This is a genomic window from Streptomyces sp. NBC_01334 (assembly GCF_035983595.1).
Classification (GTDB): Bacteria; Actinomycetota; Actinomycetes; order Streptomycetales; family Streptomycetaceae; genus Streptomyces; species Streptomyces coriariae.
This window is the reverse complement of sequence record NZ_CP130718.1, coordinates 6,765,194-6,791,936: the sequence shown is the minus strand read 5'-3', so window position 1 is coordinate 6,791,936 and position 26,743 is coordinate 6,765,194. Positions and strand designations below refer to the sequence as shown.

General features: G+C 70.9%; 21 protein-coding genes. 5 read left to right on the top strand and 16 right to left on the bottom strand.

Annotated elements, in window-relative coordinates; genetic code table 11:
• Positions 1 to 102: 102 nt before the first annotated feature.
• Positions 103 to 1,968 (top strand): ricin-type beta-trefoil lectin domain protein, encoded by a 1,866-nt coding sequence (locus tag OG736_RS30620; RefSeq protein WP_327185241.1) that lies wholly within the window; start codon positions 103 to 105, stop codon positions 1,966 to 1,968.
• A gap of 359 nt (positions 1,969 to 2,327) precedes the next feature.
• Here OG736_RS30620 and cimA read toward each other — a convergent pair whose 3' ends face one another.
• The 9 genes from cimA to OG736_RS30575 all read right to left on the bottom strand — a co-directional run bounded on the left by cimA (position 2,328) and on the right by OG736_RS30575 (position 12,441).
• Positions 2,328 to 3,932: a citramalate synthase gene (gene cimA / locus OG736_RS30615; RefSeq protein WP_054239782.1), complete on the bottom strand. Its 1,605-nt coding sequence runs from the start codon at positions 3,930 to 3,932 to the stop codon at positions 2,328 to 2,330.
• Between the two features lie 355 nt (positions 3,933 to 4,287).
• Positions 4,288 to 4,902, bottom strand: coding sequence for a TetR/AcrR family transcriptional regulator (locus OG736_RS30610; protein ID WP_327185240.1), 615 nt, complete (start codon positions 4,900 to 4,902; stop codon positions 4,288 to 4,290).
• A gap of 31 nt (positions 4,903 to 4,933) precedes the next feature.
• Positions 4,934 to 5,971 (bottom strand): agmatine deiminase family protein, encoded by a 1,038-nt coding sequence (locus OG736_RS30605; protein WP_327185239.1) that lies wholly within the window; start codon positions 5,969 to 5,971, stop codon positions 4,934 to 4,936.
• 9 nt (positions 5,972 to 5,980) lie between these two features.
• Positions 5,981 to 7,654, bottom strand: a complete 1,674-nt coding sequence (locus OG736_RS30600) for an urease subunit alpha (RefSeq protein WP_327185238.1) — start codon at positions 7,652 to 7,654, stop codon at positions 5,981 to 5,983.
• Complete coding sequence (gene ureA / locus OG736_RS30595) at positions 7,651 to 8,346, bottom strand: urease subunit gamma (protein ID WP_327185237.1); 696 nt, start codon at positions 8,344 to 8,346, stop codon at positions 7,651 to 7,653. Before ureA ends, OG736_RS30600 begins: the two co-directional genes overlap by 4 nt.
• A 182-nt stretch (positions 8,347 to 8,528) precedes the next feature.
• Positions 8,529 to 9,617, bottom strand: coding sequence for a branched-chain amino acid aminotransferase (locus OG736_RS30590; protein WP_327185236.1), 1,089 nt, complete (start codon positions 9,615 to 9,617; stop codon positions 8,529 to 8,531).
• A gap of 324 nt (positions 9,618 to 9,941) precedes the next feature.
• Positions 9,942 to 10,985, bottom strand: a complete 1,044-nt coding sequence (locus OG736_RS30585) for a 3-isopropylmalate dehydrogenase (RefSeq protein ID WP_327185235.1) — start codon at positions 10,983 to 10,985, stop codon at positions 9,942 to 9,944.
• Between the two features lie 195 nt (positions 10,986 to 11,180).
• Entirely contained in the window at positions 11,181 to 11,312 is a 132-nt protein-coding gene (locus OG736_RS30580) for a hypothetical protein (RefSeq protein WP_020131440.1), read from the bottom strand.
• Positions 11,313 to 11,532: 220 nt separating this feature from the next.
• A complete protein-coding gene (locus OG736_RS30575; protein ID WP_327185234.1) occupies positions 11,533 to 12,441 on the bottom strand; it encodes a LysR family transcriptional regulator in 909 nt (302 codons plus the stop codon).
• A gap of 103 nt (positions 12,442 to 12,544) precedes the next feature.
• On the opposite strand from OG736_RS30575, the gene OG736_RS30570 reads away from it, so the two are divergent.
• Positions 12,545 to 13,549, top strand: coding sequence for an NADP-dependent oxidoreductase (locus OG736_RS30570; RefSeq protein WP_327185233.1), 1,005 nt, complete (start codon positions 12,545 to 12,547; stop codon positions 13,547 to 13,549).
• 43 nt (positions 13,550 to 13,592) lie between these two features.
• A complete protein-coding gene (locus OG736_RS30565; protein WP_327185232.1) occupies positions 13,593 to 14,477 on the top strand; it encodes an alpha/beta fold hydrolase in 885 nt (294 codons plus the stop codon).
• A gap of 86 nt (positions 14,478 to 14,563) precedes the next feature.
• On the opposite strand, the gene pruA is transcribed toward OG736_RS30565, so the two are convergent.
• Together pruA and OG736_RS30555 are read right to left on the bottom strand one after the other, a co-directional pair.
• The gene (pruA, locus tag OG736_RS30560; protein ID WP_327185231.1) at positions 14,564 to 16,204 is read right to left on the bottom strand and encodes an L-glutamate gamma-semialdehyde dehydrogenase; all 1,641 of its coding nucleotides are present in this window, start codon (positions 16,202 to 16,204) and stop codon (positions 14,564 to 14,566) included.
• 182 nt (positions 16,205 to 16,386) lie between these two features.
• On the bottom strand, positions 16,387 to 17,313 hold the full coding sequence (locus OG736_RS30555) for a proline dehydrogenase family protein (protein WP_327185230.1): 927 nt from the start codon (positions 17,311 to 17,313) through the stop codon (positions 16,387 to 16,389).
• 182 nt (positions 17,314 to 17,495) lie between these two features.
• On the opposite strand from OG736_RS30555, the gene OG736_RS30550 reads away from it, so the two are divergent.
• Positions 17,496 to 18,665: a PucR family transcriptional regulator gene (locus tag OG736_RS30550; RefSeq protein WP_327185229.1), complete on the top strand. Its 1,170-nt coding sequence runs from the start codon at positions 17,496 to 17,498 to the stop codon at positions 18,663 to 18,665.
• 33 nt (positions 18,666 to 18,698) lie between these two features.
• Here OG736_RS30550 and OG736_RS30545 read toward each other — a convergent pair whose 3' ends face one another.
• The gene (locus tag OG736_RS30545; RefSeq protein WP_327185228.1) at positions 18,699 to 19,289 is read right to left on the bottom strand and encodes a TetR/AcrR family transcriptional regulator; all 591 of its coding nucleotides are present in this window, start codon (positions 19,287 to 19,289) and stop codon (positions 18,699 to 18,701) included.
• 96 nt (positions 19,290 to 19,385) lie between these two features.
• Between OG736_RS30545 and OG736_RS30540 the strand changes: the two genes are divergently transcribed.
• Positions 19,386 to 20,951, top strand: coding sequence for an MFS transporter (locus tag OG736_RS30540; RefSeq protein ID WP_442817095.1), 1,566 nt, complete (start codon positions 19,386 to 19,388; stop codon positions 20,949 to 20,951).
• Positions 20,952 to 21,153: 202 nt separating this feature from the next.
• Here OG736_RS30540 and serA read toward each other — a convergent pair whose 3' ends face one another.
• The 4 genes from serA to OG736_RS30520 form a co-directional block, all read right to left on the bottom strand.
• A complete protein-coding gene (gene serA / locus OG736_RS30535) occupies positions 21,154 to 22,743 on the bottom strand; it encodes a phosphoglycerate dehydrogenase (RefSeq protein WP_327185227.1) in 1,590 nt (529 codons plus the stop codon).
• A 233-nt stretch (positions 22,744 to 22,976) separates the two neighbouring features.
• Positions 22,977 to 23,975, bottom strand: a complete 999-nt coding sequence (ilvC, locus tag OG736_RS30530) for a ketol-acid reductoisomerase (RefSeq protein ID WP_020131430.1) — start codon at positions 23,973 to 23,975, stop codon at positions 22,977 to 22,979.
• Between the two features lie 139 nt (positions 23,976 to 24,114).
• Entirely contained in the window at positions 24,115 to 24,639 is a 525-nt protein-coding gene (ilvN, locus tag OG736_RS30525) for an acetolactate synthase small subunit (RefSeq protein ID WP_020131429.1), read from the bottom strand.
• A gap of 21 nt (positions 24,640 to 24,660) precedes the next feature.
• A complete protein-coding gene (locus OG736_RS30520) occupies positions 24,661 to 26,508 on the bottom strand; it encodes an acetolactate synthase large subunit (RefSeq protein WP_327185226.1) in 1,848 nt (615 codons plus the stop codon).
• Positions 26,509 to 26,743 lie beyond the last annotated feature (235 nt).

Genomic DNA, 26,743 nt, shown 5'->3' with positions numbered 1-26,743 from the left:
CGTTCGACAGATGAACGCGCACCCCCTTGACGCGACCTGAAAGCCGTCATTTACTCACGCCTCGCACGCCCCTGTCCCCCACCTTCGAAAGGGCGGCGCTCCATGAGGAGATCCACTCGCGTCCTCCGGCTGCTCCTCGCCGGTCTGCTCACCTCCGCCGGGATCACCGCGGCGGTCGCGCCCGCGCACGCGGCCGGCGAGCAGGTCACGGCCTGGCTCACCACCACGGACGACGCCGGCGGCCGGCACGTGGTCCGCGGTCTGCAGGCCCAGCCCGCCTTCGCCTTCCAGGCGGGCAGCGGCGGCAGCGGCGAGAACATCACCGTCGACGAGAACACCGGGTACCAGACCTTCACCGGCGGCGGCGCGTCCTTCACCGACACCGCGGCCTGGCTGATGAACGGCAGCGGGGCGCTCTCCGCGGCGACCCGGGAGGCGACCCTGCGCAAGCTGTTCTCGCCGACCGAGGGCATCGGGCTGTCGTTCCTGCGCAATCCGATGGGCGGCTCGGACCTCGCGCGCTTCGGCTACACCTACGACGACGTCCCGGCAGGCCGGACGGACGCCGATCTGTCGGAGTTCTCGATCGCCCACGACCTGGCGGACGTGGTGCCGCTGACCCGGCGGGCCCGGGAACTGAACCCGGCGCTGACGGTGATGGCGTCGCCGTGGACGGCGCCCGCCTGGATGAAGGACAGCGGACAGCTGAACGGCGGCTGGCTCAAGGCGGAGAACTACGGGGCGTACGCGTCGTACTTCGTGAAGTACCTCCAGGCGTACCGGGACCAGGGCATACCGGTGGCGTACGTGACGGCGCAGAACGAGCCGACGTGCTGCTCGGGCTATCCGTCGATGAGCTGGAACGCCTCGGGACTGGCGTACTTCACGAAGAGTGAACTGCTGCCGAAGCTGGCTGCGGCGGGGCTGTCGACGAAGGTGCTGGCGCACGACTGGAACTGGGACACGTACGACGCGTACGCGGCGCAGACGGTGGACGACGCGGCGGTCCGCTCGCACCCGAACTTCGGCGGGATCGCCTGGCACGGCTACGGCGGGGACGTGGCGAAGCAGACGTCGGTGCACAACCAGTACCCGCAGCTGGACGCCTTCGGCACCGAGCACTCCGGCGGGACGTGGATCGCCGACCAGCAGCGCGAGGACATGCTCGACATCGTGAACCACACCCGCAACTGGGCGAAGTCGGTGACGAAGTGGTCGCTGGCCGTGGACCAGAACCGGGGGCCGCACAACGGCGGCTGCGGGACGTGCGACGGGCTGGTCACCGTGCACAACGGGGACGGGGCGAGCGGGACCGTCGACTACATGATCGAGTACTACTCGATGGGGCACCTGACGAAGTTCGTCCGGCCGGGCGCGCAGCGGATCGCGTCGACGGCGTCGTCGTCCGTGCCGAACGTGGCATGGCGCAACCCCGACGGCTCCAAGGCGCTGATCGCCTTCAACGACGCCTCGACCGCGAAGACGGTGACGATCAACTGGGGCGCGCAGCACGCGACGTACTCACTTCCGGGCAACACGTCGGCGACCTTCACCTGGTCGGGGACGCAGTCGGGTGACACGAGCCGGTCGGGGTCCTTCGTCGGGCTCGCGGGCAAGTGCCTGGACGTGGCGGGTGGCGCGACGGCCAACGGCACGGCCGTGCAGCTCTACGACTGCAACGGGTCGGCAGCCCAGCGCTGGACCGTCCAGCCGGACGGCTCGCTCCAGGCGCTCGGCAAGTGCCTCGACGTCGTCGGGGGTTCGACGGCCGACGGCGCGAAGACACAGCTGTACGACTGCAACGGAACCGGCGCGCAGCGGTGGTCGTACAACGCCACCACCGGCGATGTCGTGAACACGGCGGCGAACAGGTGCCTCGACGTCACGGACAACTCGTCGGCGAACGGGGCCCGGGGCCAGATCTGGTCCTGCACGGGAGCGGCCAACCAGAAGTGGCAGCTGCGGTAGGACCGGGGACTGCCGGTGAGCAGTGCGGGGGGCTGACGGCCGAGGGCGGGGCTGACGGCCGGGGCCGGGCCAACGGCCAAGGCCGGAGCGACGGCGAGGGCCGGGGCCAACGGCCACGGCCGGACCGACGGCCGGGGCCGAAGCCGGGGCCGGGGCCAACGGCCAAGGCCAGGGCCGAAGTCGGGGCCGGAGCCCGAGCCGGACCAATGACCAAGGCCGGACCGACCGCCAAGGCCGGACCGACCGCCAAGGCCAGGCCGACCGCCAAGGCCAGGCCGACCGCCAAGGCCAGGTCGACGGCCTGGTGATGGGCGGCCTCGGCGAGTTCGGGGCTCGCCGAGGCTCCTGCTCAGCGGCGCCTACTCGGCGGGCTCCACCTTGGCCCGCAGCAGGCCGTAGGTGTAGGCGTCCTCCAGGGCCTGCCAGGAGGCGGCGATCACGTTCTCCGCGACGCCGACCGTGGACCACTCGCCCGTGCCGTCCGTCGTGGAGATCAGGACGCGGGTGGTGGACTGGGTGCCGTGGACGCCCTCCAGGATGCGGACCTTGTAGTCGACCAGGTCGAGCTTGGCCAGCTGGGGGTAGATCTTCTCCAGCGCCACGCGCAGCGAGCGGTCCAGGGCGTTGACCGGGCCGTTGCCCTCGGCCGTCGCGACGATGCGCTCGCCCTTGGCCCACAGCTTGACCGTGGCCTCGTTGGCGTGGGTGCCGTCGGGGCGGTCCTCGACGATGGCCCGCCAGGACTCGACCTCGAAGTACTTCAGCGGCCGGCCCTCGACCTCGGCCCGCAGGAGCAGCTCGAAGGAGGCGTCCGCCGCCTCGTAGGTGTAGCCCTTGAGCTCGCGTTCCTTGACCCGCTCCACGACCCGGCCGACCAGTTCGCGGTCGCCGCCCAGGTCGACACCGAGCTCCTTGCCCTTGAGCTCGACCGACGCCCGCCCGGCCATGTCCGACACCAGCATCCGCATGGTGTTGCCGACCTGCTCGGGGTCGATGTGCTGGTAGAGGTCCGGGTCGACCTTGATCGCCGAGGCGTGCAGGCCGGCCTTGTGGGCGAAGGCCGAAACTCCCACGTACGGCTGATGCGTGGACGGCGTCAGGTTGACGACCTCGGCGATCGCGTGCGAGATGCGGGTCATCTCGCGCAGTTTGCCCTCGGGCAGCACCTTCTTGCCGTACTTCAGCTCCAGGGCCGCGACCACCGGGAACAGGTTCGCGTTGCCGACCCGCTCGCCGTAGCCGTTCGCGGTGCACTGGACGTGCGTCGCGCCCGCGTCCACCGCGGCCAGGGTGTTCGCCACCGCGCAGCCGGTGTCGTCCTGGGTGTGGATGCCGAGCCGGGCGCCGGTGTCGGCGAGGACCGTGGAGACGACCGCCTGGATCTGCGCCGGGAGCATGCCGCCGTTGGTGTCGCAGAGGATGACCACGTCGGCGCCGGCCTCGGCGGCGGCCCGGACGACCGCCTTCGCGTACTCCGGGTTGGCGCGGTAGCCGTCGAAGAAGTGCTCGCAGTCGACGAAGACCCGCCGGCCCTGCTCCTTCAGGAACGACACCGTGTCGCTCACCATCGCCAGGTTCTCGTCCAGCGTCGTGCGCAGAGCCAGCTCGACGTGTCGGTCGTGGGACTTGGCGACCAGTGTGATCACCCCGGCGCCCGACTCCAGCAGCGCCCTGACCTGCGGGTCCTCGGCGGCCTTCGCGCCCGCCCGGCGGGTGGCGCCGAAGGCGACCAGCTGGGCGTGCTTGAAGTCGATCTCCTCCTGGGCGCGGGCGAAGAACTCGGTGTCCCGCGGGTTGGCGCCCGGCCAGCCGCCCTCGATGAAGCCCACGCCGAAGTCGTCCAGGTGCCGGGCGATGGCCAGCTTGTCGGCGACGGTGAGGTTGATGCCCTCACGCTGCGCGCCGTCGCGCAGGGTGGTGTCGAAGACGTGGAACGAGTCGTCGAGTTCGCTGGTTGCGGTCATGGTCTGAAGGCTCCTGTGTTGGATCTCGGTCGTTACCGGAATGACCGGCTCCACCATCCCCCCATGTTCCCTCGCGCTCTCGCTCCCGGCTGTGGGTGGGCCAGAAAAGCGAAAAACCCCTCGCGGGTGCGAGAGGTCTGCGCGCGGGTCGAGGACGACGATGGCCGCTCGTACCTGGTCGTACGGAGCGGTCACTGCGGACCGGCGCGCCTGCTGCCAATAATCGTGGCGAACGAGAGCACGGCGGCAGTCTGGCACAGACCGTCCGTTTGCTCACCGGGTGTCTCAGGATGCGAACGGCGCGTTCTCATATCCCCGCCGGCCCCCATGTCCGCGGTCTCAGGCATCCGCGGTCTCACGCGTCCGCGAGCAGGCTCTCGGCCAGGAACTCGTGGACGTGCCCGAGGACCTGCTCCCGGCCGGTGCCCCGCAGTCCGATGGCCACATGGATGGAGAAGCCGTCGAGGAGGGCGCGCAGCCGGGCCGCGAACCGGTCGGGGTCCACGCGCCGGAACTCGCCCCGCGACACCCCTTCCGCCAGCAGGGCGACCAGGTCGCGGTGCCAGGCGCCCTCGATGGCCGCCTGGCGGTCCCGGGCGTCCGCGTCGACGGCGGCGTTCTGCGAGCGGTTCCAGACCTCCAGCCAGAGCGTCCAGTGCGGGTCGCGGTGGCCGTCGGGGACGTACAGGTCGACATAGGCGTCTAGGCGCTCGCGGGCGGGGGCGGCACGGGCCAGCAGCCGGGCGCGCTCGGCGCCGAGCCGGCCCTCGCTCCACTCCAGGGTGCGCAGCAGGAGTTCGTCCTTGGAGTGGAAGTAGTAGAGGAGATGGCCGCTGCTCATCCCGACCTCGCGGCCGAGCCCCGCCATGGTGAGCTTCTCCAGACCGCGCTCGGCGATCATCTCCATGGCGGCGGCGAGGACGTCCTCGCGGGGCGGCGCGTTCCTGCGTGCCCGTGCCGCTCCGGCCATTCCCGGCTCCCCTTCGTCTCGTCCCCGGATCTCAGACCCTCGGCTGCTGCTGGGTGATGCAGTGGATGCCACCGCCGCCGGAGAAGATCGTACGGGCGTCCACCAGGGTGACCGTGCGCGCGGGGAACAGGCGGCGGAAGACGCCCGCCGCGAGTTCGTCGCGCGGGTCGTCGAAGCCGCAGAGCACGACGCCGCCGTTGCAGAGGTAGTGGTTGATGTACGAGTAGTCGGCCCAGTGGCCGTCGGTCTCCAAGGCGGTCGGGGCGGCGACCTCGACGACCTCCAGACGGCGGCCCCGCGCGTCGGTCTGCGCCTTCAGCAGCCCGACGACCTCCTTCGTCACCTCGTGGTCGGGGTGGGCCGGGTCGGGCTGGTGGTGGGCGACGACGACTCCCGGGCGGGCGAAGGCGGCGACGATGTCGACGTGGCCGAGGGTGCCGAAGCCGTGCGGAGGGTAGTCGCCGGTGAGTCCGCGGGGCAGCCAGATGGCCTTGCGGGTGCCGAGCATGGCGTGGATCTCCGCCTCGGCCTCCTCCCGCGTCCACCCCGGATTGCGCTCCGGGCCGAGCTGGACCGTCTCCGTCAGCAGGACCGTTCCCTCGCCGTCCACATGGATCGCGCCGCCCTCGTTGACCAGCTTCGAGGCGTACGTCCGTGCCCCCGCGAGGTCCGAGACGTACGAGGCGATCTTCGCGTCGTGCTCCCAGCGGGCCCAGCCCTGGGCTCCCCAGCCGTTGAACGTCCAGTCGACGGCGGCGAGTCGCCCGTCCGCGCCGGTCAGGAAGGTGGGGCCGATGTCCCGCATCCAGGCGTCGTCGAGCTCGCGCTCGACCGTGTCGACGCCCGGACCGAGGAGGGCGCGGGCGTCCGCCGACTGTCCGGGGCCGCACACCACCGTCACCGGCTCGAAGCGGTGGACCGCGCGGGCGACCGAGGCCCAGGCGGCCCGGGACGCGGTCAGGTCGTCGGGGTCGTCGAAGGTGGGGTTGGGGCCCGGCCACGCCATCCAGGTGCGCTCGTGCGGGGCCCACTCGGCGGGCATGCGGAAGCCGTCGGCGGCAGCAGACATCAGCGGTCCTCAGAGGAAGTACAGGCGGTTGAGGGAGACGGACTCGGCCGGCTCGGAGCGCAGCGGCTCGCCGTCGAGGGTGACCAGGCCGGTGCGCTGGTCGACGTCGACCGCTCCGGTACGGGAGTTGCGGAGCAGGTCGGCGGGGCCGATGCCGCGGGTGCCGCGGACGGCGACCCTGCGGCGGCGGGTCGGCATCGAGTCGCCGCCCTGGTCGAGGGCGGCCCGGGCGACGAAGGCGACCGAGATGTCGGCGGGCGTGGCCCCGTACGCCCCGAACTGCGGTCCGAGGACCAGGGGTTCGCAGGTGTCGGTGGCCGCGCCCGGGTCGCCGACCACTCCGTACGCAGGGAAGCCCGACTTGAGCACGAGCTGTGGCTTGGCGCCGAAGTACTCCGGGCGCCACAGCACGATGTCGGCGAGCTTGCCGACCTCGAGGGAGCCGATCTCGTGCGCGAGGCCGTGGGCGATGGCCGGGTTGACGGTCAGCTTGGCGATGTAGCGCAGGACGCGCTCGTTGTCGTGACCGCCGTCCGGGGCGCCGAACTCGGCCTTCATCTTCCCGGCCATGGCGAACGTACGGCGGACCGTCTCGCCCGCCCGGCCCATGCCCTGGGCGTCGGACGAGGTGATGCCGATCGCGCCCAGGTCGTGCAGGACGTCCTCGGCGCCCATGGTGCCGGCCCGGATCCGGTCGCGGGCCATGGCGGCGTCGCCGGGCAGGTCGGTCTTCAGGTCGTGGACGGAGACGATCATGCCGTAGTGCTCGGCGACGGCGTCCCGGCCGAACGGGAGGGTGGGGTTGGTGGAGGAGCCGATGACGTTCGCGACGCCCGCCATCTTGAGCACGTTCGGGACGTGCCCGCCGCCGCACCCCTCGATGTGGAAGGCGTGGATGGTCCGGCCCTCCAGCACCTTCAGGGTGTCCTCGACCGACAGGCACTCGTTCAACCCGTCGCTGTGCAGGGCGACCTGTACGTCGTGCTCCTCGGCGACCCGCAACGCCGTGTCCAGCGCCCGGGTGTGGGCGCCCATGTCCTCGTGCACCTTGAAGCCCGAGGCGCCGCCTTCGGCGAGGGCCTCCACCAGGGGCGCGTCGGACGACGACGAACCCCGGCCGAGGAAGCCGATGTTGACCGGCCAGGCGTCGAACGCGTTGAACGCGTGCCGCAGCGCCCAGGGCGAGTTGACGCCGACGCCCCACACGGGCCCGAACTCCTGCCCGATGACCGTGGTCACCCCGGAGGCCAGCGAGGCCTCCATGATCCGCGGCGACAGCAGATGGACGTGGGTGTCGACGGCGCCCGCGGTGGCGATCAGTCCCTCGCCGGACACGATGGACGTGCCCGTGCCGACGACGACGTCGACCCCGTCGAGGGTGTCGGGGTTCCCGGCCCGCCCGATCGCGTGGATCCGGCCCTCCCGGATACCGATCGACACCTTCCGGATCCCCTGCACGGCGTCGATCACGACGACGTTGCTGATCACGACGTCACAGGTGTCACGGACGGCGGCGGCCTTGAGGTGCAGCCCGTCCCGGGCGGTCTTGCCGAAGCCGGCCAGGAACTCGTCGCCGTGCAGCTGGGCGTCGGACTCGACGCGGATGACGAGCCCCGAGTCGCCGAGACGGACGCGGTCGCCGGCCCGGGGACCGTGGGTGGCGGCGTACTCGTACGGGTTCATCGGGCCTGCCCCGCTGTCGCTCCCAGATACCCGCAGGCGGCGGCCCGGCGCAGGGCCTCGTCCTTCGCCCCCGGCGCGTCGAGCGCCCCGTCGACCAGGCCGGCGAAGCCGATCGCGATCCGGTCGCCGCCGATCGGTACGAGTCCGACCTCGCTGCTCTCCCCCGGCCCGAAGCGCACGGAGGACCCGGCGGGGACGGCGAGCCGCATGCCGTAGGCCTTCTCCCGGACGAAGTCGAGCCGCGGGTTGGCCTCGAAGAAGTGGAAGTGGGAGGTGACGGAGACGGGCACGGTCGCCGTGTTCGTGACCGCCAGCCGTACGGCCGCCTCGGGATCGGCGTGCTCGGACCCCGGCAGCAGGGCCCCCGGCGCCCGGTCCCCGAGCGTGCCCCCGGCGATCGGATCGCCGACGACCGCGAGACGCGAGCCGTCGTCGAAGACGGCCTCGACATGCACCTCGGTGACGACGTCCGCTACGCCCGGCAGCACGTCGTCCGGGCCGAGGACCGACCGGGCGCGTTCGATCGCCTCGGCGAGCCGGGCGCCGTCACGGGCGGCCTCGCACACCGTGTCCGCGATGAGCGCGGTCGCCTCGGGGACGTTCAGCCTGAGCCCGCGGGCCCTTCTCGCCCGGGCCAGCTCCGCCGCGCCGAAGAGCAGGAGGCGGTCCCGTTCGGTGGGGGTGAGTCGCACGTCGCCCTCCCTTTCTTTGAGCAGCACTCTAAACGTTCTGCTCAATGATCAGAAGACATGGCGAGAAACTTTTGAGCACTGCTCAAACATGGGCGGACCCCGAGAACGCCGCAGGGCCACCCCGGACGGAGCGGCCCTGACGGAGTGGCCCTGACGGAGTGACCCTGACAGAAAAGGAGCGACTAGCCCAGCTCGTGCATCCAGCCGTGCTTGTCCTCGGCCGTGCCGCGCTGGATGTCCAGCAGGGCCCGGCGGAGCCTGAGGGTGACCTCGCCGGGCTCGCCGCCCGACTGCTGCCACTCGCCGGCGGTGCGCTTGACCGTGCCGACCGGGGTGATCACGGCGGCGGTGCCGCAGGCGAAAACCTCCTTGAGGGCGCCGCTCTCGGAGTCACGCTGCCACTGCTCGACCGAGACCCGGCCCTCCTCGGCCTCGTAGCCGAGGTCGCGGGCGACGGCGAGGAGGCTGTCACGGGTGACGCCCTCCAGGATGGAACCCGTGAGCGACGGCGTGATGATCTTGTCGTCGTACACGAAGTACAGGTTCATGCCGCCGAGCTCCTCGACCCACTTGCGCTCGACCGCGTCGAGGTAGCAGACCTGGGCGCAGCCCTGGGCGGCGGCCTCGGCCTGGGCGAGCAGGGACGCGGCGTAGTTGCCGCCCGTCTTGGCGTCGCCCATGCCACCGGGGACGGCGCGCACGTGCTCCTCGGAGACCCAGATGGAGACGGGCTTCACGCCGCCCGGGAAGTAGGCGCCGGCCGGTGAGGCGATGACCAGGAACAGGTACTCGTTGGCCGGCTTCACGCCCAGGCCGACCTCGGTCGCGATCATGAAGGGCCGCAGGTAGAGGGACTCCTCACCGCCGTGCGCGGGCACCCAATCCTTGTCCTGGCCGACGAGCGCGTCGCACGCCTCGATGAACGTCTCGACCGGCAGCTCGGGCATGGCCAGCCGACGGGCCGAGCGCTGGAAGCGCTTGGCGTTCTGGTCCGGGCGGAAGGTGGCGACCGACCCGTCGGGGCGGCGGTACGCCTTCAGGCCCTCGAAGATCTCCTGCGCGTAGTGCAGGACGTTGGTGGCCGGGTCGAGGGGGATCGGCGCGTACGGAACGAGCTGACCGTCGTGCCAGCCGCGGCCCTCGGTCCACTTGATCGTCACCATGTGGTCGGTGAAGTGGCGGCCGAACCCGGGATTCGCCAGGATCGCCTGCCGCTCGGCTGCGGAGGTGGGACTGGCGGAGGGCTTGAGCTCGATCGTGGGCGTCGTCATGAGTAGCTGTCCTTCGCTTCCTGGCGAGCGTCTGGGCCACCCCGCGTCTTTCGGCCGGGGGTCCGGGGGGTGTCCCCCGGAAGATGCAGCACCGGTTGTAGTGACGGGCCGCGCTCACGCCCGTACGGCCAGTGGCCGGTGCCAGGACGTCCGAGCATTCCCTCATACCGCGGCTCCACGTTCGATTATCGCAAGCGGCGGACGAGGGCCAAAACGGCGTGAAATGAGACCCAGGGTTGATGGTGGCACCCGGCGGGGGACATGCGGAAGCCGCCGGGTGCGGATGCGGCCCGGCGGCTTCGAAAGGTTTCGCGCAGCGCGGGGTCAGCCGGCTACGCGTACGGCGAGCGCGTCACCGATCTCGGAGGTGCTGCGCGCGGGCAGCGAGCCGCGCTCCTCCAGGTCGACGGAGACGGCCTCCTCGATGCGGACCGCCTCGGCGTCATAGCCGAGGTGGCGCAGCAGCAGGGCGACGGACAGGACCGTGGCGGTGGGGTCGGCCTTGCCCTGGCCGGCGATGTCCGGGGCCGAGCCGTGCACCGGCTCGAACATGGACGGGAACTCGCCGGACGGGTTGATGTTCCCGCTCGCGGCGACGCCGATGCCGCCGGAGACGGCAGCGGCGAGGTCGGTGATGATGTCGCCGAAGAGGTTGTCGGTGACGATGACGTCGAAGCGCGCGGGGTCCGTGACGAGGTAGATCGTCGCGGCGTCCACGTGGATGTAGTCCGTGGTGACGTCCGGGAACTCCTCGGCCACCTGGTTGAAGACGTTCGTCCAGAGGTGGCCGGCGAAGGCCAGCACGTTGTTCTTGTGGACCAGCGTGAGCTTCTTGCGGGGGCGGGCCTGGGCACGGGCGAAGGCGTCCCGGACCACGCGCTCGACACCGAAGGCCGTGTTCACGGAGACCTCGGTGGCGACCTCGTGCGGGGTGCCCTCGCGGATCGTGCCGCCGTTGCCGGTGTACGGGCCCTCGGTGCCCTCGCGGACCACGATGAAGTCGATCTCGGGCTGGCCGGCCAGCGGGGTGGGGACACCCGGGAGGAGCTTCGACGGACGCAGGTTGACGTGGTGGTCGAAGAGGAAGCGCAGCTTGAGCAGGAAACCCCGCTCCAGGACGCCGGAGGGGACGCTCGGGTCACCGATCGCGCCGAGCAGGATGGCGTCGTGCCGCTTCAGCGCCTCGGCGTCCGCGTCGGTGAGCGTCTCACCGGTGGCGTGGTAGCGCCGGGCGCCGAAGTCGTACTCCTCGGTCTCCAGCTTCACATCCTGCGGGAGGACGGCGGAGAGGACCTTGAGACCTTCGGCCACGACCTCCTGGCCGATGCCGTCACCGGGAATCACTGCGAGATTGAGGCTGCGAGACATACGGGAACCGTACTCCTCGTCCCAGGGGATGACATGGACCGTCCGCCATACGGACAGAGAAGTCGTGGCGCGCGCTGGCGGCGCGGATCCGCGGTGTCGCGTGGGGTCAGGGTGCGACGCGGGTCCCGAAGTCCCGTTCGGGGCCCGCGCCGCACCCCGTGCGGGTGCGGCTCCCGGACTGCGGGGCGGTTCGGCTCAGTGGCCGGTCTCGCCGCCGTTGTCACGGCGGTCGAGGGCGCGCTGGAGCGCCGCGGCGGCGTTCTTCCGGTCGGACTCGGTCGTGCGGGAGATGTGACGGACTCGGCGGCGGACGGTCGTCTCGGCCATGAGAAATCGACTCCTTCGAATTCCAGGGAGTGCGGAAGGGGGTTACGAGACGCCGGATGGGGCGGGGAGCGGGCCGCAGGGGTTGCCTGCGCGGGGCCCGGCTCGCGACCGCCATTCGCTTGGTCGAGCGAGACGTTCGGCTCCTACAAAGCTAAGGGAGGAGCACGCGCCTGTCTCTACAATTACTCGGACTTCCTACTATCTGAGACGGCGCCCCGGGTCACCCGGTGCCGACCTGCGGTTTCGCCGACGACCTCAACTCCCGGACGAGCGCCCGGACGGCCGCGGTCGCGGCCAGCTCCGGGGTCGTGACATAGCCGACCTGACGGGTGGGCCGCTCCGGGCCGAGGTCGGTGAGCTGCGTCCCGGGGGGCGTCCGGGTGAGGGAGAGCGCGGGCATGATCGCCATCCCCAGACCGCTTCCCACCATCGACAGCACCGCCCCGTCGTCCTCGGCGCGGACGGTCGCCGCGGGGATCCAGTCCTGCGCGGCCCACCACGCGCGCGTGTAGGACGAGCAGTTCTCCGTCCAGTCGACGAGCGGGAGGGAGCGCGGGTCGGCGTGCCCCGCCGGGTGCACCAGCGCGTACGGCTCCTCCAGCAGCACGTCCCCCACCAGTTCCGGCGGGATCGGCGCGCTGGTGCCGAAGGTGGCGATCCCGAGGTCGGCCCGCCCCTCGGCCACCGCGCCGGCCGTCCCCGGACCCACTTCCCGTACGACGGTCACGCTCGCCTCGATCCCCGGATGCCGCGCGGCCAGCCGCTCCAGGACGGGCGGCAGCAGATACAGGGCCGCGCTGCGGAAGGCCGCGATGCGCAACGGTCCTTCGACCCGGCCCGTTCCGCCACCCGCGGCCCCGGCCCCCCGCGTCTCGGCGACCAGGGTCTGGAGCATCCGCAGCACGCGTCGGGCGTGGGCGACCGCGCGGGCGCCGGCCGGAGTGGGCCGGGCGCCGAACCGGCCGCGCTCGAACAGCACGACCCCCACCTTGCCCTCGATCCCGCGCACCGCGTGCGAGACGGCCGACTGAGTGGTCCCGAGCCGGGCGGCGGCGGCCGAGAAGCCCCCCTCGTCCGCGACGGCCACCAGAGTCCGCAACTCCTGCGGCGCGAGATCGACTGCGCTCACGCGAGGCTCCCACCTGCTGCCATGAGGGCGACTCATGGATCGGTCCGTTCCATGAACGCAACCCGCTGCCCGCCGGCCGCATTCCTGCCTACGGTCCCCTCCCATGACCAGCACCGCGCTCACCGTGCAGCAGACCGCCCGTCCGACCGGCTTCCCCACCCCCGGCCACTTCCGCTTCGCCGAGTCCCCGGTCCCGGAACCGGCCCCGGGGACGGCCCTGGTGGAGAACCTCTACTGGTCGGTCGACCCCTACCACCGCGAAATGATGGACGGCGACTTCGCGTTGAACTCCCCGCTGGAAGGACGCGCGCTCGGCCGGATCATCGCCACCCGCGATCCGGCTGCCCTCCCCGAGGGCGAGATCGTCTTCCACCGCCAGGGCTGGCGCACCCACGCGGTGGTCCGCCCGGAGGAGGTCAGACGGCTCCCCCGGTTCGAAGGGGTGCCGCTCTCGGCGCACTTGAGCCTGCTCGGCGGCACCGGCCTGACGGCGTACGTCGGACTCACCCGCGTCGCCCGGCTGCGTGAGGGCGAGGACCTGTTCGTCTCCGCGGCGGCGGGCGGGGTCGGCACGGCGACGGGACGCTTCGCGCGGCTCCTCGGGGCCGGCCGGCTGATCGGCAGCGCGGGCACGGCGGAGAAAGTGCGGTACCTGACCCGGCAGGTCGGCTACGACGCGGCCTTCGACTACCACGACGGCCCGGTCGCCGATCTGCTGGCGAAGGCCGCCCCCACCGGCGTCGACGTCTTCGTCGACAACGTGGGCGGCGAACACCTCGGGGCGGCGATCGGCGCGCTGCGGGAGCGGGGGCGGGTGGTGCGCGTCGGCACCGTCGGGCAGTACAACACGCCCGATGCGCAGCCGGTGGTGTTCGACCACGCCGACATGGTGGAGAAGCGCCTGCGCATGGAGGGCTTCCTGGTGCGCGATCACCTGGACGTCCAGGAGGAGTTGTACGAGTTCGCCGCGCCGCATCTGCTGAGCGGGGCGCTGGCGCTGGACGAGACGGTGGTGGACGGGTTCGAGCGGATCGTGGACGCGTTCCTGCTGATGCTGCGCGGCGGGAACACGGGGAAGATCCTGGTACGCCGGTCACCTAACCTCTAAAAGCCACTTGACCGGTTAGGTGATCGCATGGTGCACTCGTGTCATGACCCTCCACGCCGACCGCCAGGTCCGTCACCGCACCGCCACCGTCCGCGGCCACGAGGTCTACTACCGGGAGGCGGGCCCGGCCGACGCACCGGTCCTGCTGCTCCTGCACGGCTTCCCGAGCAGCTCCCACATGTTCCGCGACCTGATCCCGCTGCTCGCCGACAGCCATCGCGTCATCGCCCCCGACCACCTGGGCTTCGGCCGGTCGGCGGCGCCCGCGGACTTCCGGTACACCTTCGACGAACTGGCCGCCGTCACCGGGGAGTTCACCGAGCAGCTGGGCCTGAAGGAGTTCGCGCTCTACATCCAGGACTACGGCTCCCCCATCGGTCTGCGCCTCGCCCTCGCCCATCCCGAGCGGGTGACCGCGATCATCACGCAGAACGGCAACGCCTACGAGGAGGGGCTCGGGGCTCAGGCCTGGGCGCCGGTGCTGGCGCTGATCGCGGAGCGGACCCCGAAGACCGAGGCTGCGGTGCGCGAGATCAGCAGCCCGGACGGGATCAAATGGCAGTACCTGCACGGCGTTCCGCCGGAGCGGCAGGAGCTCGTGAGCCCCGACGCCTACGAGCACGACGCGGCCCTCATGGCCCGGCCCGGCCAGCCGGAGATCCAGCTCGACCTGATCTCCGACTACGGCTCCAACTTCGCCCTCTACCCGGCCTTCCAGGAGTACTTCCGCACCAGCCAGGTCCCGCTGCTGGCGGTCTGGGGCGCCGGCGACGAGATCTTCGTCCCGGCCGGCGCGCTCGCGTTCCGCCGCGACCTGCCCCGGGCGGAGGTGCACCTGCTGCCCACCGGGCACTTCGCCCTGGAGACACACGCGGGCCAGATCGCGGCGCTGGTCAGCGACTTCCTCAGCCGCGTCGGCACCCGCTGACGCACCCGCCGACGGAGAACGGGAAGGGGCCGGGCAGCAGCCCGGCCCCTTCCTCCGTCACGCTTCCGTCGCTGTACGACGACGCGTCAGCCCATGTGCGGGTACGCGTAGTCGGTCGGCGCGACCAGCGTCTCCTTGATGGCACGGGTCAGGGTCCAGCGCATCAGGTTCTGCGGCGCGCCGGCCTTGTCGTTGGTGCCGGAGGCGCGGCCGCCGCCGAAGGGCTGCTGGCCGACGACGGCGCCGGTCGACTTGTCGTTGATGTAGAAGTTGCCGGCCGCGTAGCGCAGCTTCTCCATCGTGTACGCGGCGGCCGCGCGGTCGCCGGAGATGACCGAGCCCGTCAGCGCGTAGTCCGACACCGACTCCATCTGCGTCAGCATCTCGTCGTACGCCTCGGCCGAGCTGTCGTCGTACACGTGCACGGCGAGGAACGGGCCGAAGTACTCGGTCGTGAAGACCTCGTTCTCCGGGTCGGTGCACTCGACGACGGTGGGGCGGACGAAGTAGCCGACCGAGTCGTCGTAGGAGCCGCCTGCGACGATCGTGCAGGTCGGGTCCGCCTTCGCACGGTCGATCGCCGCCTTGTTCTTGGCGAAGGACCGCTCGTCGATGACGGCGCCGACGAAGTTCGAGAGGTCGGTGACGTCACCCATCGTGAGGTAGTCGACCTCGGCCGCGAACTCCTCCTTGAAGCCGGAGTTCCAGATCGACGCCGGGATGTAGGCCCGGGAGGTCGCGCTGCACTTCTGGCCCTGGTACTCGAAGGCGCCACGGGTGAGCGCCGTCTTCAGCACCGCCCGGTCCGCGCTCGGGTGGGCGACGACGAAGTCCTTGCCGCCGGTCTCACCGACCAGACGCGGGTAGGAGCGGTACTTCTCGATGTTGGCGCCGACCGTCTTCCACAGGTACTGGAAGGTCTTCGTCGAGCCGGTGAAGTGGATACCGGCGAGGTCGCGGTGGTTGAGGGCGACCTCGGAGACCTCCAGGCCGTCACCCGTGACCAGGTTGATGACGCCCTTGGGCAGACCGGCCTCCTCCAGCAGCCGCATGAGCAGCACGGCGGCGTGGGTCTGCGTCGGAGACGGCTTCCACACGACCACGTTGCCCATCAGCGCGGGCGCGGTCGGCAGGTTGCCCGCGATGGCGGTGAAGTTGAACGGCGTGATCGCGTAGACGAAGCCCTCGAGCGGGCGGTGGTCGAGGCGGTTCCAGACACCCGGGGAGTTCGCCGGGGGCTGCTCGGCCAGGATCTGGCGGGCGTAGGCCACGTTGAAACGCCAGAAGTCGACCAGCTCGCAGGGACAGTCGATCTCCGCCTGCTGGGCGGTCTTCGACTGGCCGAGCATGGTGGAGGCGGCGAGCGTCTCGCGCCAGGGACCGGCGAGCAGTTCGGCGGCGCGCAGGATGATGGCGGCGCGGTCGTCGAAGGACATCGCGCGCCAGGCGGGCGCGGCGGCGAGCGCCGCGTCGACGGCGTCCTGGGCGTCCTGGCGCGTGGCGTTGGCGTAGGTGCCGAGGCGGGCCTTGTGGTTGTGCGGCTGCACGACGTCGAAGCGCTCACCGCCGCCCATCCGCCGCTCGCCGCCGATGGTGCAGGGCAGGTCGATCGGGTTGTCGGCCAGTTCCTTGAGCTTGGCCTCCAGCCGGGCGCGCTCCGGCGAGCCGGGGGCGTAGCCGTGCACCGGCTCGTTGACGGGGGTGGGGACCTGGGTTACCGCGTCCATGTCTTCCGTTACTCCTTCTGAGCGGGTGTTTCGAGCGGGGGGTGCGGGCTCAGCCCTTGCTGATCAGCGAACGGACGAAGAACCGCAGGCCGGCCGGCTTCTCCGCGAGCCGACGCATACTGCGCCTTCCCGGGGGACGACCCCCGGACCTCCGACGGAAAGGCCATTGCGCCTGCCTCGTCTCAGCCCCGGGTGAGCATGCTGCGGGCGAAAAAGCGCAGGTTGGCCGGCTTCTCCGCGAGCCGACGCATGAAGTAGCCGTACCAGTCGGTGCCGTAGGCGGTGTAGACGCGCATGCGGTGCCCCTCGGCGGCCAGCCGCAGGTGCTCGTCGCCGCGGATGCCGTACAGCATCTGGAACTCGTACTCGTCCAGCTTGCGCCCGGCCTTGCGGGCGAGCTCCTGCGCGATGGAGATGAGGCGCGGGTCGTGGGACCCGATCATGGGGTACCCCTCGCCCTCCATCAGCGTGCGCAGGATCCGGACGTACGCCTTGTCGATCTCGTGCTTCTGCTGGTAGGCGACCTCGGCGGGCTCCTTGTACGCGCCCTTCACGAGCCGTACCCGGCTGCCGCTCGCCGCCAGGCGGCGGGCGTCGGCCTCGGTGCGGAAGAGGTAGGCCTGGATGACACAGCCGGTCTGCGGGAAGTTCTTCCGCAGCTCCTCGTGGATGGCGAACATCGAGTCGAGGGTGGTGTGGTCCTCGGCGTCGAGGGTGACGGTGGTGCCGATGGCCGCGGCGGCCTCGACGACCGGGCGCACGTTGGCGAGGGCCAGCTCGTGACCGCCGTCCAGCGCCTGGCCGAACATCGACAGCTTGACGGACATCTCGACCCGCTCGCCGAGCTCCAGCTCCGCGAGCCGGTCGATCAGCGCCAGGTAGGCGTCCCGGGCGGCGGCGGCCTGCTCGGGGGTGGTGATGTCCTCGCCGACGACGTCCATCGTCAGCTCCAGCCCCCCGGCAGTGAGCTCCTCGACGATCGGGACGATGTCGTCGACCGTCTCACCGGGGATGAAGCGGTCCACGACCTGCTTCGTCACCGGGGCCGCCGAGATCAGGCGTCGCATCCGGTCGCTGCGCGAAGCGGCGAGAATCACGGGACCCAGCACGGGGCACCTCCACATACCAACCCATACGAGGCCGTTTCCCGACGATCGGGGAACGGCACGGAGAACCACCGTGAAACCTAAGGATCCCTCCGATCGTGGGCCATCGACAGCTGTCACGCATCCGCGTCGTGGATCTCAGACAGATGTATGAAGGGGCTGCGGACATGCGGGAGAATGCCTGAGTGACAGCCGACCACACAGGTGACCACCAGGAGCTCGTCGACGAGATCTCCGAGCTGCTCGGCGCCCCCGCGACCCTGGAGAACCGGGATTTCGAGCTGATCGCCTTCGGCGCCTACGACAGCGAGGGCGAGCTCGACGCGTCGGCGCTGGATCCGGTACGCACGCGCTCGATCCTGACCCGGCGCTCCACGGCCGCCGTCCGCACCTGGTTCGAGGGCTTCGGCATCACCCGCGCGACCGGCCCGGTCCGGATCCCGCCGACCCCGGAGGCCGGGGTGTACCGGGGCCGCGTCTGCCTCCCCGTACGGCACCGGGGGGTGGTCCTCGGCTATGTCTGGCTGCTCGACGACGACCCCGGGCCCTCGGACGCCCAGTTGGCGGCCGCGATGGAGGTGACCGGCCGGATCGGCGCCCTGCTCGCCGACGAGGCCCAGCACGGCGCGGACCTCACCCGGGAGCTGCGGGCGGTGCTCACCGCGCAGCCCGACTGGCAGCGGGACATGGCGGTGGCGGAGCTGCGCACCGCGCTCGGCGCCCGCGCGGACGGCCCGCACACGGTGGTGTGCGTGACGCCCTGGCCGTCCGCGGACCCGGACGACGCACCCTCGCTGCGTACGCTGCCGGGGGCGACGGCGCTGTGCACCGTCCCGTGGGGCACCGCGTCCCAGTCCCTGGCCCTGCTGGTCCGCCTGCGCTCGACGGACACCCTCACCCCGGCGACGACGGCGGCGGCCCGGCTGCTGGAGCGGGCGGGAGAGTCCGCCGCGGGAGTGGCCGCCGGTCGGGCCGGCCTCGCGGAACTCGGCGCCGCCTGGCAGGAGGCGTCGGCGTCGGCACGGGCGGCGCTCGCGGAGCCCGGCCTCGGCCCGGTCGCCCGGTGGGCGTCCATCGGCCCCTACCGCCTGCTGACCGCCCTGCCCCAGGACAGCTCCCAGGACCCCGCCGTACGGACCCTGTTGGGCCCCGCCCACCACGAACTCGCCCGCACGGCCGAGGTGTACCTCGACTGCGCGGGCCAAGCGGGCCGCACGGCGGCCGAGTTGGGCATCCACCGACAGACCCTCTACTACCGGCTGTCCCGGGTGGAACAGCTGACCGGCCTGGACCTGGACGACGGCGAGGACCGGCTGCTCCTGCACATGACACTCAAGGCGGCCCGGCTGCCCTGAGCCCCTCCGGGCCCGCCCGGACGGCCCGCCCGGTCAGCCCTTCGCGGCGCCCGCGATCACTCGGCGCAGCCCCTCGGTGAGCTGTGCCGCGTCGGTCGCCGAGTCCGGGTCGAAGAGCCACTGGACCATGAGCCCGTTGAGGAGGGTCTGGTAGAAGCGGCCCTCCGTGTCGACGGTCTCCTTGTCGAGTTCGTCCTCCGGGATGCCGTTGAACATGGGCACGATCCCCGACCTGCCCTCCTCCTGCGCCTCGGCCAGCAGCTTGCGCACCTCGGGGAGCCGGTCGCCCTGCACGATGAGCTCGAAGCTCAGCAGCCAGATGGCCCGCGTCCGCGGCACCGACCCGATGATGCTCGCCCACACCTCCTGGAAGCGCTCCAGCGACCCGGCGGCCGCCGTCATCTCGCCCCCGGCTCCCCACCCGGGGTCGAACTCGTCGCCTGCGCCCTCGATCAACGAGACGTACGCCTGCACCAGCAGCGCGTCCTTCGACCCGTAGTGGTAGCCGATGGACGCCAGGTTGGTCCCCGACTCCTTGACGATGTCCCGCGCGGTCGTCCGCAGGAACCCCTTCTCCAGCAGGCAGCGCTTGGCGCCCTCGAGCAGATCCTCACGGTGTCCCATGCCCGCCACCCTACCCCGATCCATACAACCGTCCTATACGCATGACTTATACAAGCGTTCTAGACAAGTGTTTAAGACGCTCGTACAGTCACCGTCATGACCCACTCGACGAACTCGACCGACGCGACCGACGCGACGAGCACGGTGTGCACGGTGAGCACCCCCGTACCTCCGGCGGGCCGCGCCGGCCGTCGTGAATGGACCGCGCTGGGCGTACTGATGCTTCCGCTCCTGCTCGTCTCCATGGACGTCTCCGTCCTCTATTTCGCCATCCCGGCGATCAGCGCGGACCTGGGGCCGACCGGCACCCAGCAGCTGTGGATCTTCGACATCTACGCCTTCGTGCTGGCGGGCCTGCTGATGACGATGGGCTCGCTCGGCGACCGCATCGGCCACCGCAGGCTGCTGATGATCGGTGCCGCCGCCTTCGGCGCCGCCTCGCTGACCGCCGCGTACGCGAACAGCGCCGAGACCCTGATCGCGGCCCGCGCGGTCCTCGGCATCGGCGGCGCGACCCTGATGCCCGCGACGATGGCCCTGATCCGCACGATGTTCACCGACCCCGGCCAGCGCGCGAAGGCGATCGGCATGTGGTCCGCGGTGATGACGGGCGGCATCGCGCTCGGCTCGGTGATGAGCGGTCTGCTGGTGCAGTACTTCTGGTGGGGCTCGGTCTTCCTGGTCAACCTGCCCGCGATGGTCCTGCTGCTCGTCCTCGGCCCGGCCCTGCTGCCGGAGTCCCGCGACCCCGCCCCCGGCCGCTTCGACTGGCCGAGCGTCCCGCTGTCGATGGCGGCCGTCCTGCCCGTGATCTACGGCCTGAAGGAGATCCCGTCCGAGGGCTGGCACCCGCAGTACGTCGTCTCGGTCACCGTCGGTCTGCTCTTCGCGGCCCTCTTCGTCCACCGCCAGCGCACCACGGCCGCACCGATGATCTCCCCGGCCCTGTTCCGCGGCCACGGTTTCGCCCCCGCCCTCGCCCTCAACCTGGTCTCCGCCTTCGGCATGATGGGCTCGGCGTTCTTCACCACCCAGTACCTCCAGTCGGTCCTCGGCAGGAGCGCGCTGGATGCGGCCCTGTGGGCGCTGCTCCCCTCCGTCCCGATCGGCCTGGCGGCCCCGGTCGCGACCTCCCTGGTCCAGAGGGGCGTCAACCGCGCCTACGTGGTCACGGCCGGCTTCGCGATCGGCGCGAGCGGCTACGCGCTGCTGGCCCTCGCCGGTACGGACTCGATGTGGCTCGTGCTCACCGCCTGCGCGGTCCTGGCCTGCGGGATCGTCATGGTCCTGTCCCAGATGACGGACCTGGCGCTGGGCGCGGCCCCGGTGGAACGGGCGGGCTCCGCGTCCGCCCTGCTGGAGACCGGCACCGAGTTCGGCGGCGCCCTCGGCATGGCCGTCCTCGGCTCCATCGGCACGGCGATCTACCGCCACGACATCCCGGCCACGGCCCCGGCCGAGGCCCGCGAGACCCTCGGCGGCGCCCTGGCGGTGGCGGGCCGTCTCCCTGGGCGCACGGGAGACGCCCTGACGACGACGGCACGCGAGGCGTTCACCAACGGGATGCACGGCGCGGCGATCGCCGGGGCGCTCCTCCTCGCCGGAGCGGCGGCAGCGGCTTCGGTCACGCTGCGGCGGATCCGGGTCGACGACGAGAAGTGACACAGGCAAAAGGAGCCGGGCGGACTGGATCACACCAGCCCGCCCGGCTCCTTCTTCGAGCCACGTTCAGTAATCCAGCCCGCCCGGCTCCCGCCTTCGAGCCACGTTCAGTAGATCCAGCCCGTCCGGCGTTCGAGGACGAGGCCCCTTCAGGGCCGAAGCGGGGGCCTGGGGGCGGCAGCCCCCAGAGGGTGCGGCAACCTCAGACGAGGTTCACCGCACGGGCCGACGTCGCGCCGATCTCCTCGGCGACCTCCGCCAGCACCCCGGCGGGCACCGTGTCGTCGACGGTCAGAACGGCCAGCGCCTCGCCGCCGACCGCCGCGCGGGCGACCTGCATGCCGGCGATGTTGATGCCCGCCTCGCCGAAGACCCGGCCCACGGTGCCGACGACACCCGGACGGTCCTCGTACTTGAGGACGACCATGTGGTCGGCGAGCGCGAGGTCGACGTCGTACTCGCCGACCGCGACGATCTTCTGGAGGTGCTTCGGACCGGCCAGCGTGCCGGAGACCGACACCTCCTCGCCGTCCGAGAGCGTGCCGCGCACGGTGACGACGTTGCGGTGGTCGGCCGACTCGGAGCTGGTGGTCAGCCGCACCTCGACGCCGCGTTCCTGCGCGAACAGCGGGGCGTTGACGTACGAGACGGTCTCGTCGACGACGTCCTCGAAGACACCCTTGAGAGCCGACAGCTCCAGCACCTTCACGTCGTGCTGGGTGATCTCGCCGTACACCTCGACGTCGAGGCGGACCGCGACCTCACCGGCGAGCGCGGTGAAGATCCGGCCGAGGCGCTCGGCGAGGGGCAGACCGGGCTTGACGTCCTCGGCGATGACACCGCCCTGGACGTTCACCGCGTCCGGCACCAGCTCGCCCGCGAGGGCCAGCCGCACCGAACGCGCGACCGCGATACCGGCCTTCTCCTGGGCCTCGTCGGTCGAGGCGCCGAGGTGCGGGGTGGCCACGACCTGGTCGAACTCGAAGAGCGGGGAGTCCGTGCAGGGCTCCTTCGCGTACACGTCGAGGCCGGCGCCGGCGACGCGGCCCTCCTTCAGCGCCGAGTACAGCGCCTCCTCGTCGACGATCCCGCCGCGCGCGGCGTTGACGATGCGCACGGTCGGCTTGACCTTGCGCAGCGCCTCGTCGCCGATCAGACCGACCGTCTCGGGGGTCTTGGGCAGGTGGACGGTGATGAAGTCGGCGACCTCGAGCAGCTCGTCCAGCGAGAGGACCTTCACGCCCATCTGCGCGGCGCGGGCGGGCTGGATGTAGGGGTCGTACGCGACGACCTTCATCCCGAAGCCGGACATGCGCTGCGCGACGAGCGCGCCGATGCGGCCGAGGCCGACGACACCGAGGGTCTTCTCGGCCAGCTCGACGCCCGTGTACTTGCTGCGCTTCCACTCGCCGTTCTTCAGCGCGGCGTTGGCCTGCGGAATGTGGCGGGCGGTGGCGAGCAGCAGACCGCAGGCCAGTTCGGCGGCGGTCACGATGTTGGAGGTGGGGGCGTTGACGACCATCACGCCGGCCTTGGTGGCGGACGGAACGTCGACATTGTCCAGGCCGACGCCGGCTCGTGCGACGACCTTCAGTTTCTTCGCGGCGGCGATCGCCTCGGCGTCCACCTTGGTGGCCGAGCGGATCAGGATCGCGTCGACATCGGCGATGGCCGGGAGCAGTTCGGCTCGGTCCGCTCCGTTGGCGTGCCGGATCTCGAAGTCCGGGCCAAGCGCGTCCACGGTCGCGGGCGACAGCTCTTCAGCGATGAGTACGACAGGTTTCGAGCTCACGTGAGTCCTCACAAGTCCAAAGCGTGCGGACGGCCGTCCCGACGGCCGCAGGCGGAGGAGGGGCTAGCCGCGTGGAAGACGCACGACGCTGTGGGCCTGACGCGTATGTAGTGCAGCAGTGTAGTGCCGCGACGGCGGTCGCCTCACGCCTCCGCGGAAGGATCACCCGTCCGTGGTGGACGGGATGGACAACGGGGCCGGAGCGAACTGCTCCGGCCCCCCGTCCCGAGGCCTTACGCCTCTTCGTTCACCCAGCTCATCAGCTTGCGCAGCTGCTTGCCGGTGGTCTCCAGCAGGTGCTCGGAGTCCGCGTCCTTGTACTCGTTGTACTTCTTCAGACCGCCGTGGTACTCGTCCATCCAGTTCTGGGCGAAGGTGCCGTCCTGGATCTCGGCGAGGACCTGCTTCATCTCGGCCTTGGTGGCGTCGGTGATGATGCGCGGGCCGGTGATGTAGTCGCCCCACTCGGCGGTCTCGGAGACGCTCCAGCGCATCTTCTCCAGGCCGCCCTCGTACATGAGGTCCACGATCAGCTTCAGCTCGTGCAGGCACTCGAAGTAGGCGATCTCCGGCTGGTAGCCGGCCTCGACCAGGGTCTCGAAGCCCGCCTTGACCAGCGCGGAGGTGCCACCGCAGAGGACGGCCTGCTCACCGAACAGGTCGGTCTCGGTCTCCTCGGTGAAGGTCGTCTTGATGACGCCGGCGCGGGTGCCGCCGATGCCCTTGGCGTACGACAGGGCCAGCGCGAAGGCGTTGCCGGTCGCGTCCTGCTCGACGGCGGCGATCGCGGGGACGCCGCGGCCCTCCTCGTACTGGCGGCGCACCAGGTGACCCGGGCCCTTCGGGGCGACCAGGGCGACGTCGACGCCGGCCGGGGCCTTGATGAAGCCGAAGCGCACGTTGAAGCCGTGGGCGAAGAACAGCGCGTCGCCGTCCTTCAGGTTCGGGGCGATGGACTCCTCGTAGACCTGGGCCTGGATCGGGTCCGGGATGAGGATCATGATGACGTCGGCCTCGGCGGCGGCCTCGGCCGGGGTCACCACGCGCAGACCCTGCTCCTCGGCCTTGGCCTTGGACTTGGAGCCCTCGTGCAGACCGACCCGGACGTCGACACCGGAGTCACGGAGCGACAGGGCGTGGGCGTGGCCCTGGCTGCCGTATCCGATGACCGCGACCTTGCGGCCCTGGATGATGGACAGGTCGGCGTCGGCGTCGTAGAACAGCTCGGCCACTTTGGGTTCTCTCCTTGAGTGCAGGTGTTGCGTCCCACCGTATGACGGCGAGCGGAAGGGAAGTTTCGGGGTCTCGGTATACGGGCGGTCGGTGATCACCGGCCGCCCGGATCCGTTCGTACGAAGACCGGTTACGTACTTACGCCGACCGGTCGAGAGCGCGCAGCGACCGGTCCGTGATCGAACGGGCGCCGCGGCCGATGGCGATCGTGCCGGACTGGACCAGCTCCTTGATGCCGTACGGTTCCAGCATCTTGAGCATGGCGGACAGCTTGTCGTTGCTGCCGGTGGCCTCGATGGTCACGGCCTCCGGGGAGACGTCGACGGTCTTGGCGCGGAACAGCTGGACGATCTCGACGATCTGCGAGCGCGTCTCGTTGTCGGCACGCACCTTCACCAGAACGAGTTCGCGGTGAACGGCCTGTCCCGGCTCCAGCTCGACGATCTTCAGCACCTCGACGAGCTTGTTGAGCTGCTTGGTGACCTGCTCGAGCGGCAGGGCGTCGACGCTCACCACGATCGTGATCCGGGAGATGTCGGCGTGCTCGGTGACGCCGACGGCGAGCGAGTCGATGTTGAAGCCCCGGCGGGAGAACAGGGCGGCGATCCGGGCCAGGATGCCCGGCTTGTTCTCCACCAGGACGGAGAGCGTGTGCTTGGACATGTCTTGTTACGTCTCTCTCGCTCAGTCGTCTTCGTTGTCGCCGAAGTCGGGGCGGACGTCCCGGGCGGCCAGGATCTCGTCGTTGGAGGTGCCGGCGGCGACCATCGGCCACACCATCGCGTCCTCGTGGACGATGAAGTCGACGACGACGGGACGGTCGTTGATGGAGTTCGCCTCCTCGATGACCTTGTCGAGGTCGTCGGGGGACTCACAGCGGATCGCGTAGCAGCCCATGGCCTCCGACAGCTTCACGAAGTCGGGGACGCGGGTACCGCGGGCGTCCGGGTTGACGTCGTTCGGGCCGGAGTGCAGCACGGTGTTGGAGTAGCGCTGGTTGTAGAACAGCGTCTGCCACTGGCGGACCATGCCGAGGGCGCCGTTGTTGATGATGGCGACCTTGATCGGGATGTTGTTCAGGGCGCAGGTGGTGAGTTCCTGATTGGTCATCTGGAAGCAGCCGTCGCCGTCGATGGCCCAGACGGTCCGCGCGGGCGCGCCGGCCTTGGCGCCCATCGCGGCCGGGACGGCGTAGCCCATGGTGCCCGCGCCGCCTGAGTTCAGCCAGCTGGCGGGCTTGTCGTACTGGATGAAGTGGGCGGCCCACATCTGGTGCTGGCCGACGCCCGCGGTGAAGATCGTGCCCTCGGGGGCGAGCTGTCCGACGCGCTCGATGACCTGCTGCGGGGAGAGCGAGCCGTCGGCGGGCTGGTCGTAGCCCAGCGGATAGGTCTCGCGCCAGCGGTCGAGGTCCTTCCACCACGCGGTGTAGTCGCCGGTCTGGCCCTCGCTGTGCTCCTTCTGCACCGCCTGGATCAGGTCGGCGATGACCTCGCGCGCGTCCCCCACGATCGGCACGTCGGCGGCGCGGTTCTTGCCGATCTCGGCCGGGTCGATGTCCGCGTGGACGATCTTGGCGTGCGGCGCGAAGCTGTCGAGCTTGCCGGTGACACGGTCGTCGAAGCGGGCGCCGAGGGCGACGATCAGGTCGGCCTTCTGCAGACCGGTGACGGCGGCCACCGAGCCGTGCATGCCCGGCATGCCCAGGTGCTGCGCGTGGCTGTCGGGGAAGGCGCCCAGTGCCATCAGCGTGGTGGTGACGGGCGCGCCGGTCAGCTCGGCGAGGACCTTCAGCTCGGCGGTGGCGCCGGCCTTGAGGACACCGCCGCCGACGTACAGGATCGGCCGCTTGGCGGCGGTGATCAGCTTGGCGGCCTCGCGGATCTGCTTGGCGTGCGGCTTGGTCACCGGGCGGTAGCCGGGCAGGTCCATCACCGGCGGCCAGGAGAACGTCGTCCTCGCCTGGAGGATGTCCTTGGGGATGTCGACCAGGACCGGGCCGGGGCGGCCGGTGGAGGCGATGTGGAAGGCCTGCGCGATCACCCGGGGGATGTCCTCGGCCTTGGTGACCAGGAAGCTGTGCTTGGTGATCGGCATGGTGATGCCGACGATGTCCGCCTCCTGGAAGGCGTCCGTGCCGATCGCCTTCGACGCCACCTGGCCGGTGATCGCCACGAGCGGCACCGAGTCCATGTGGGCGTCGGCGATCGGGGTCACCAGGTTGGTGGCGCCCGGCCCCGAAGTGGCCATGCAGACACCGACCCGGCCGGTGGCCTGCGCGTATCCGGTGGCCGCGTGACCCGCGCCCTGCTCGTGCCGGACCAGGACGTGGCGGACCCTCGTCGAGTCCATCATCGGGTCGTAGGCGGGCAGGATCGTGCCGCCGGGAATGCCGAATACCGTCTCGGCGCCGACCTCCTCGAGAGAACGGATGAGGGACTGCGCACCCGTCACGTGCTCGACGGTCGCGGAGTGCTGTCCTCCGGATCGGGGCCGCGGCTGCGGATGGGCCCCGGTGGCCTGCTCGGTCATCGGCATTCTCTTCTCGATGCTGAGGGTTTTACTGAGGGTCTTGCTCAGGGTCTTTCAGAGCTGCGGCACGAGGGCCGCGGCGGGTTTTGTGCAACAAAAAACCCCTCGTGCCAAAAGGCAAGCGAGGGGAGCGCGCCGGGTGTGGGTCGCTGGGAGTTCCGGGTCCGTCCGGAGCGTCACCAGCTTCAGCCGACGCGCTTTCCAAGTACGAGAATTCGGGTGCGCATGGCATTGA

Bases quoted from the DNA above. Each gene is read 5' to 3' on its own strand.
- OG736_RS30620 (WP_327185241.1), top strand. From the start codon at position 103: ATGAGGAGATCCACTCGCGTCCTCCGGCTGCTCCTCGCCGGTCTGCTC.
- cimA (WP_054239782.1), bottom strand. From the start codon at position 3,932: ATGACCGCAACCAGCGAACTCGACGACTCGTTCCACGTCTTCGACACC.
- OG736_RS30610 (WP_327185240.1), bottom strand. From the start codon at position 4,902: ATGGCCGGAGCGGCACGGGCACGCAGGAACGCGCCGCCCCGCGAGGAC.
- OG736_RS30605 (WP_327185239.1), bottom strand. From the start codon at position 5,971: ATGTCTGCTGCCGCCGACGGCTTCCGCATGCCCGCCGAGTGGGCCCCG.
- OG736_RS30600 (WP_327185238.1), bottom strand. From the start codon at position 7,654: ATGAACCCGTACGAGTACGCCGCCACCCACGGTCCCCGGGCCGGCGAC.
- OG736_RS30590 (WP_327185236.1), bottom strand. From the start codon at position 9,617: ATGACGACGCCCACGATCGAGCTCAAGCCCTCCGCCAGTCCCACCTCC.
- OG736_RS30585 (WP_327185235.1), bottom strand. From the start codon at position 10,985: ATGTCTCGCAGCCTCAATCTCGCAGTGATTCCCGGTGACGGCATCGGC.
- OG736_RS30580 (WP_020131440.1), bottom strand. From the start codon at position 11,312: ATGGCCGAGACGACCGTCCGCCGCCGAGTCCGTCACATCTCCCGCACG.
- OG736_RS30570 (WP_327185233.1), top strand. From the start codon at position 12,545: ATGACCAGCACCGCGCTCACCGTGCAGCAGACCGCCCGTCCGACCGGC.
- OG736_RS30565 (WP_327185232.1), top strand. From the start codon at position 13,593: ATGACCCTCCACGCCGACCGCCAGGTCCGTCACCGCACCGCCACCGTC.
- pruA (WP_327185231.1), bottom strand. From the start codon at position 16,204: ATGGACGCGGTAACCCAGGTCCCCACCCCCGTCAACGAGCCGGTGCAC.
- OG736_RS30545 (WP_327185228.1), bottom strand. From the start codon at position 19,289: ATGGGACACCGTGAGGATCTGCTCGAGGGCGCCAAGCGCTGCCTGCTG.
- OG736_RS30540 (WP_442817095.1), top strand. From the start codon at position 19,386: ATGACCCACTCGACGAACTCGACCGACGCGACCGACGCGACGAGCACG.
- ilvN (WP_020131429.1), bottom strand. From the start codon at position 24,639: ATGTCCAAGCACACGCTCTCCGTCCTGGTGGAGAACAAGCCGGGCATC.
- OG736_RS30520 (WP_327185226.1), bottom strand. From the start codon at position 26,508: ATGACCGAGCAGGCCACCGGGGCCCATCCGCAGCCGCGGCCCCGATCC.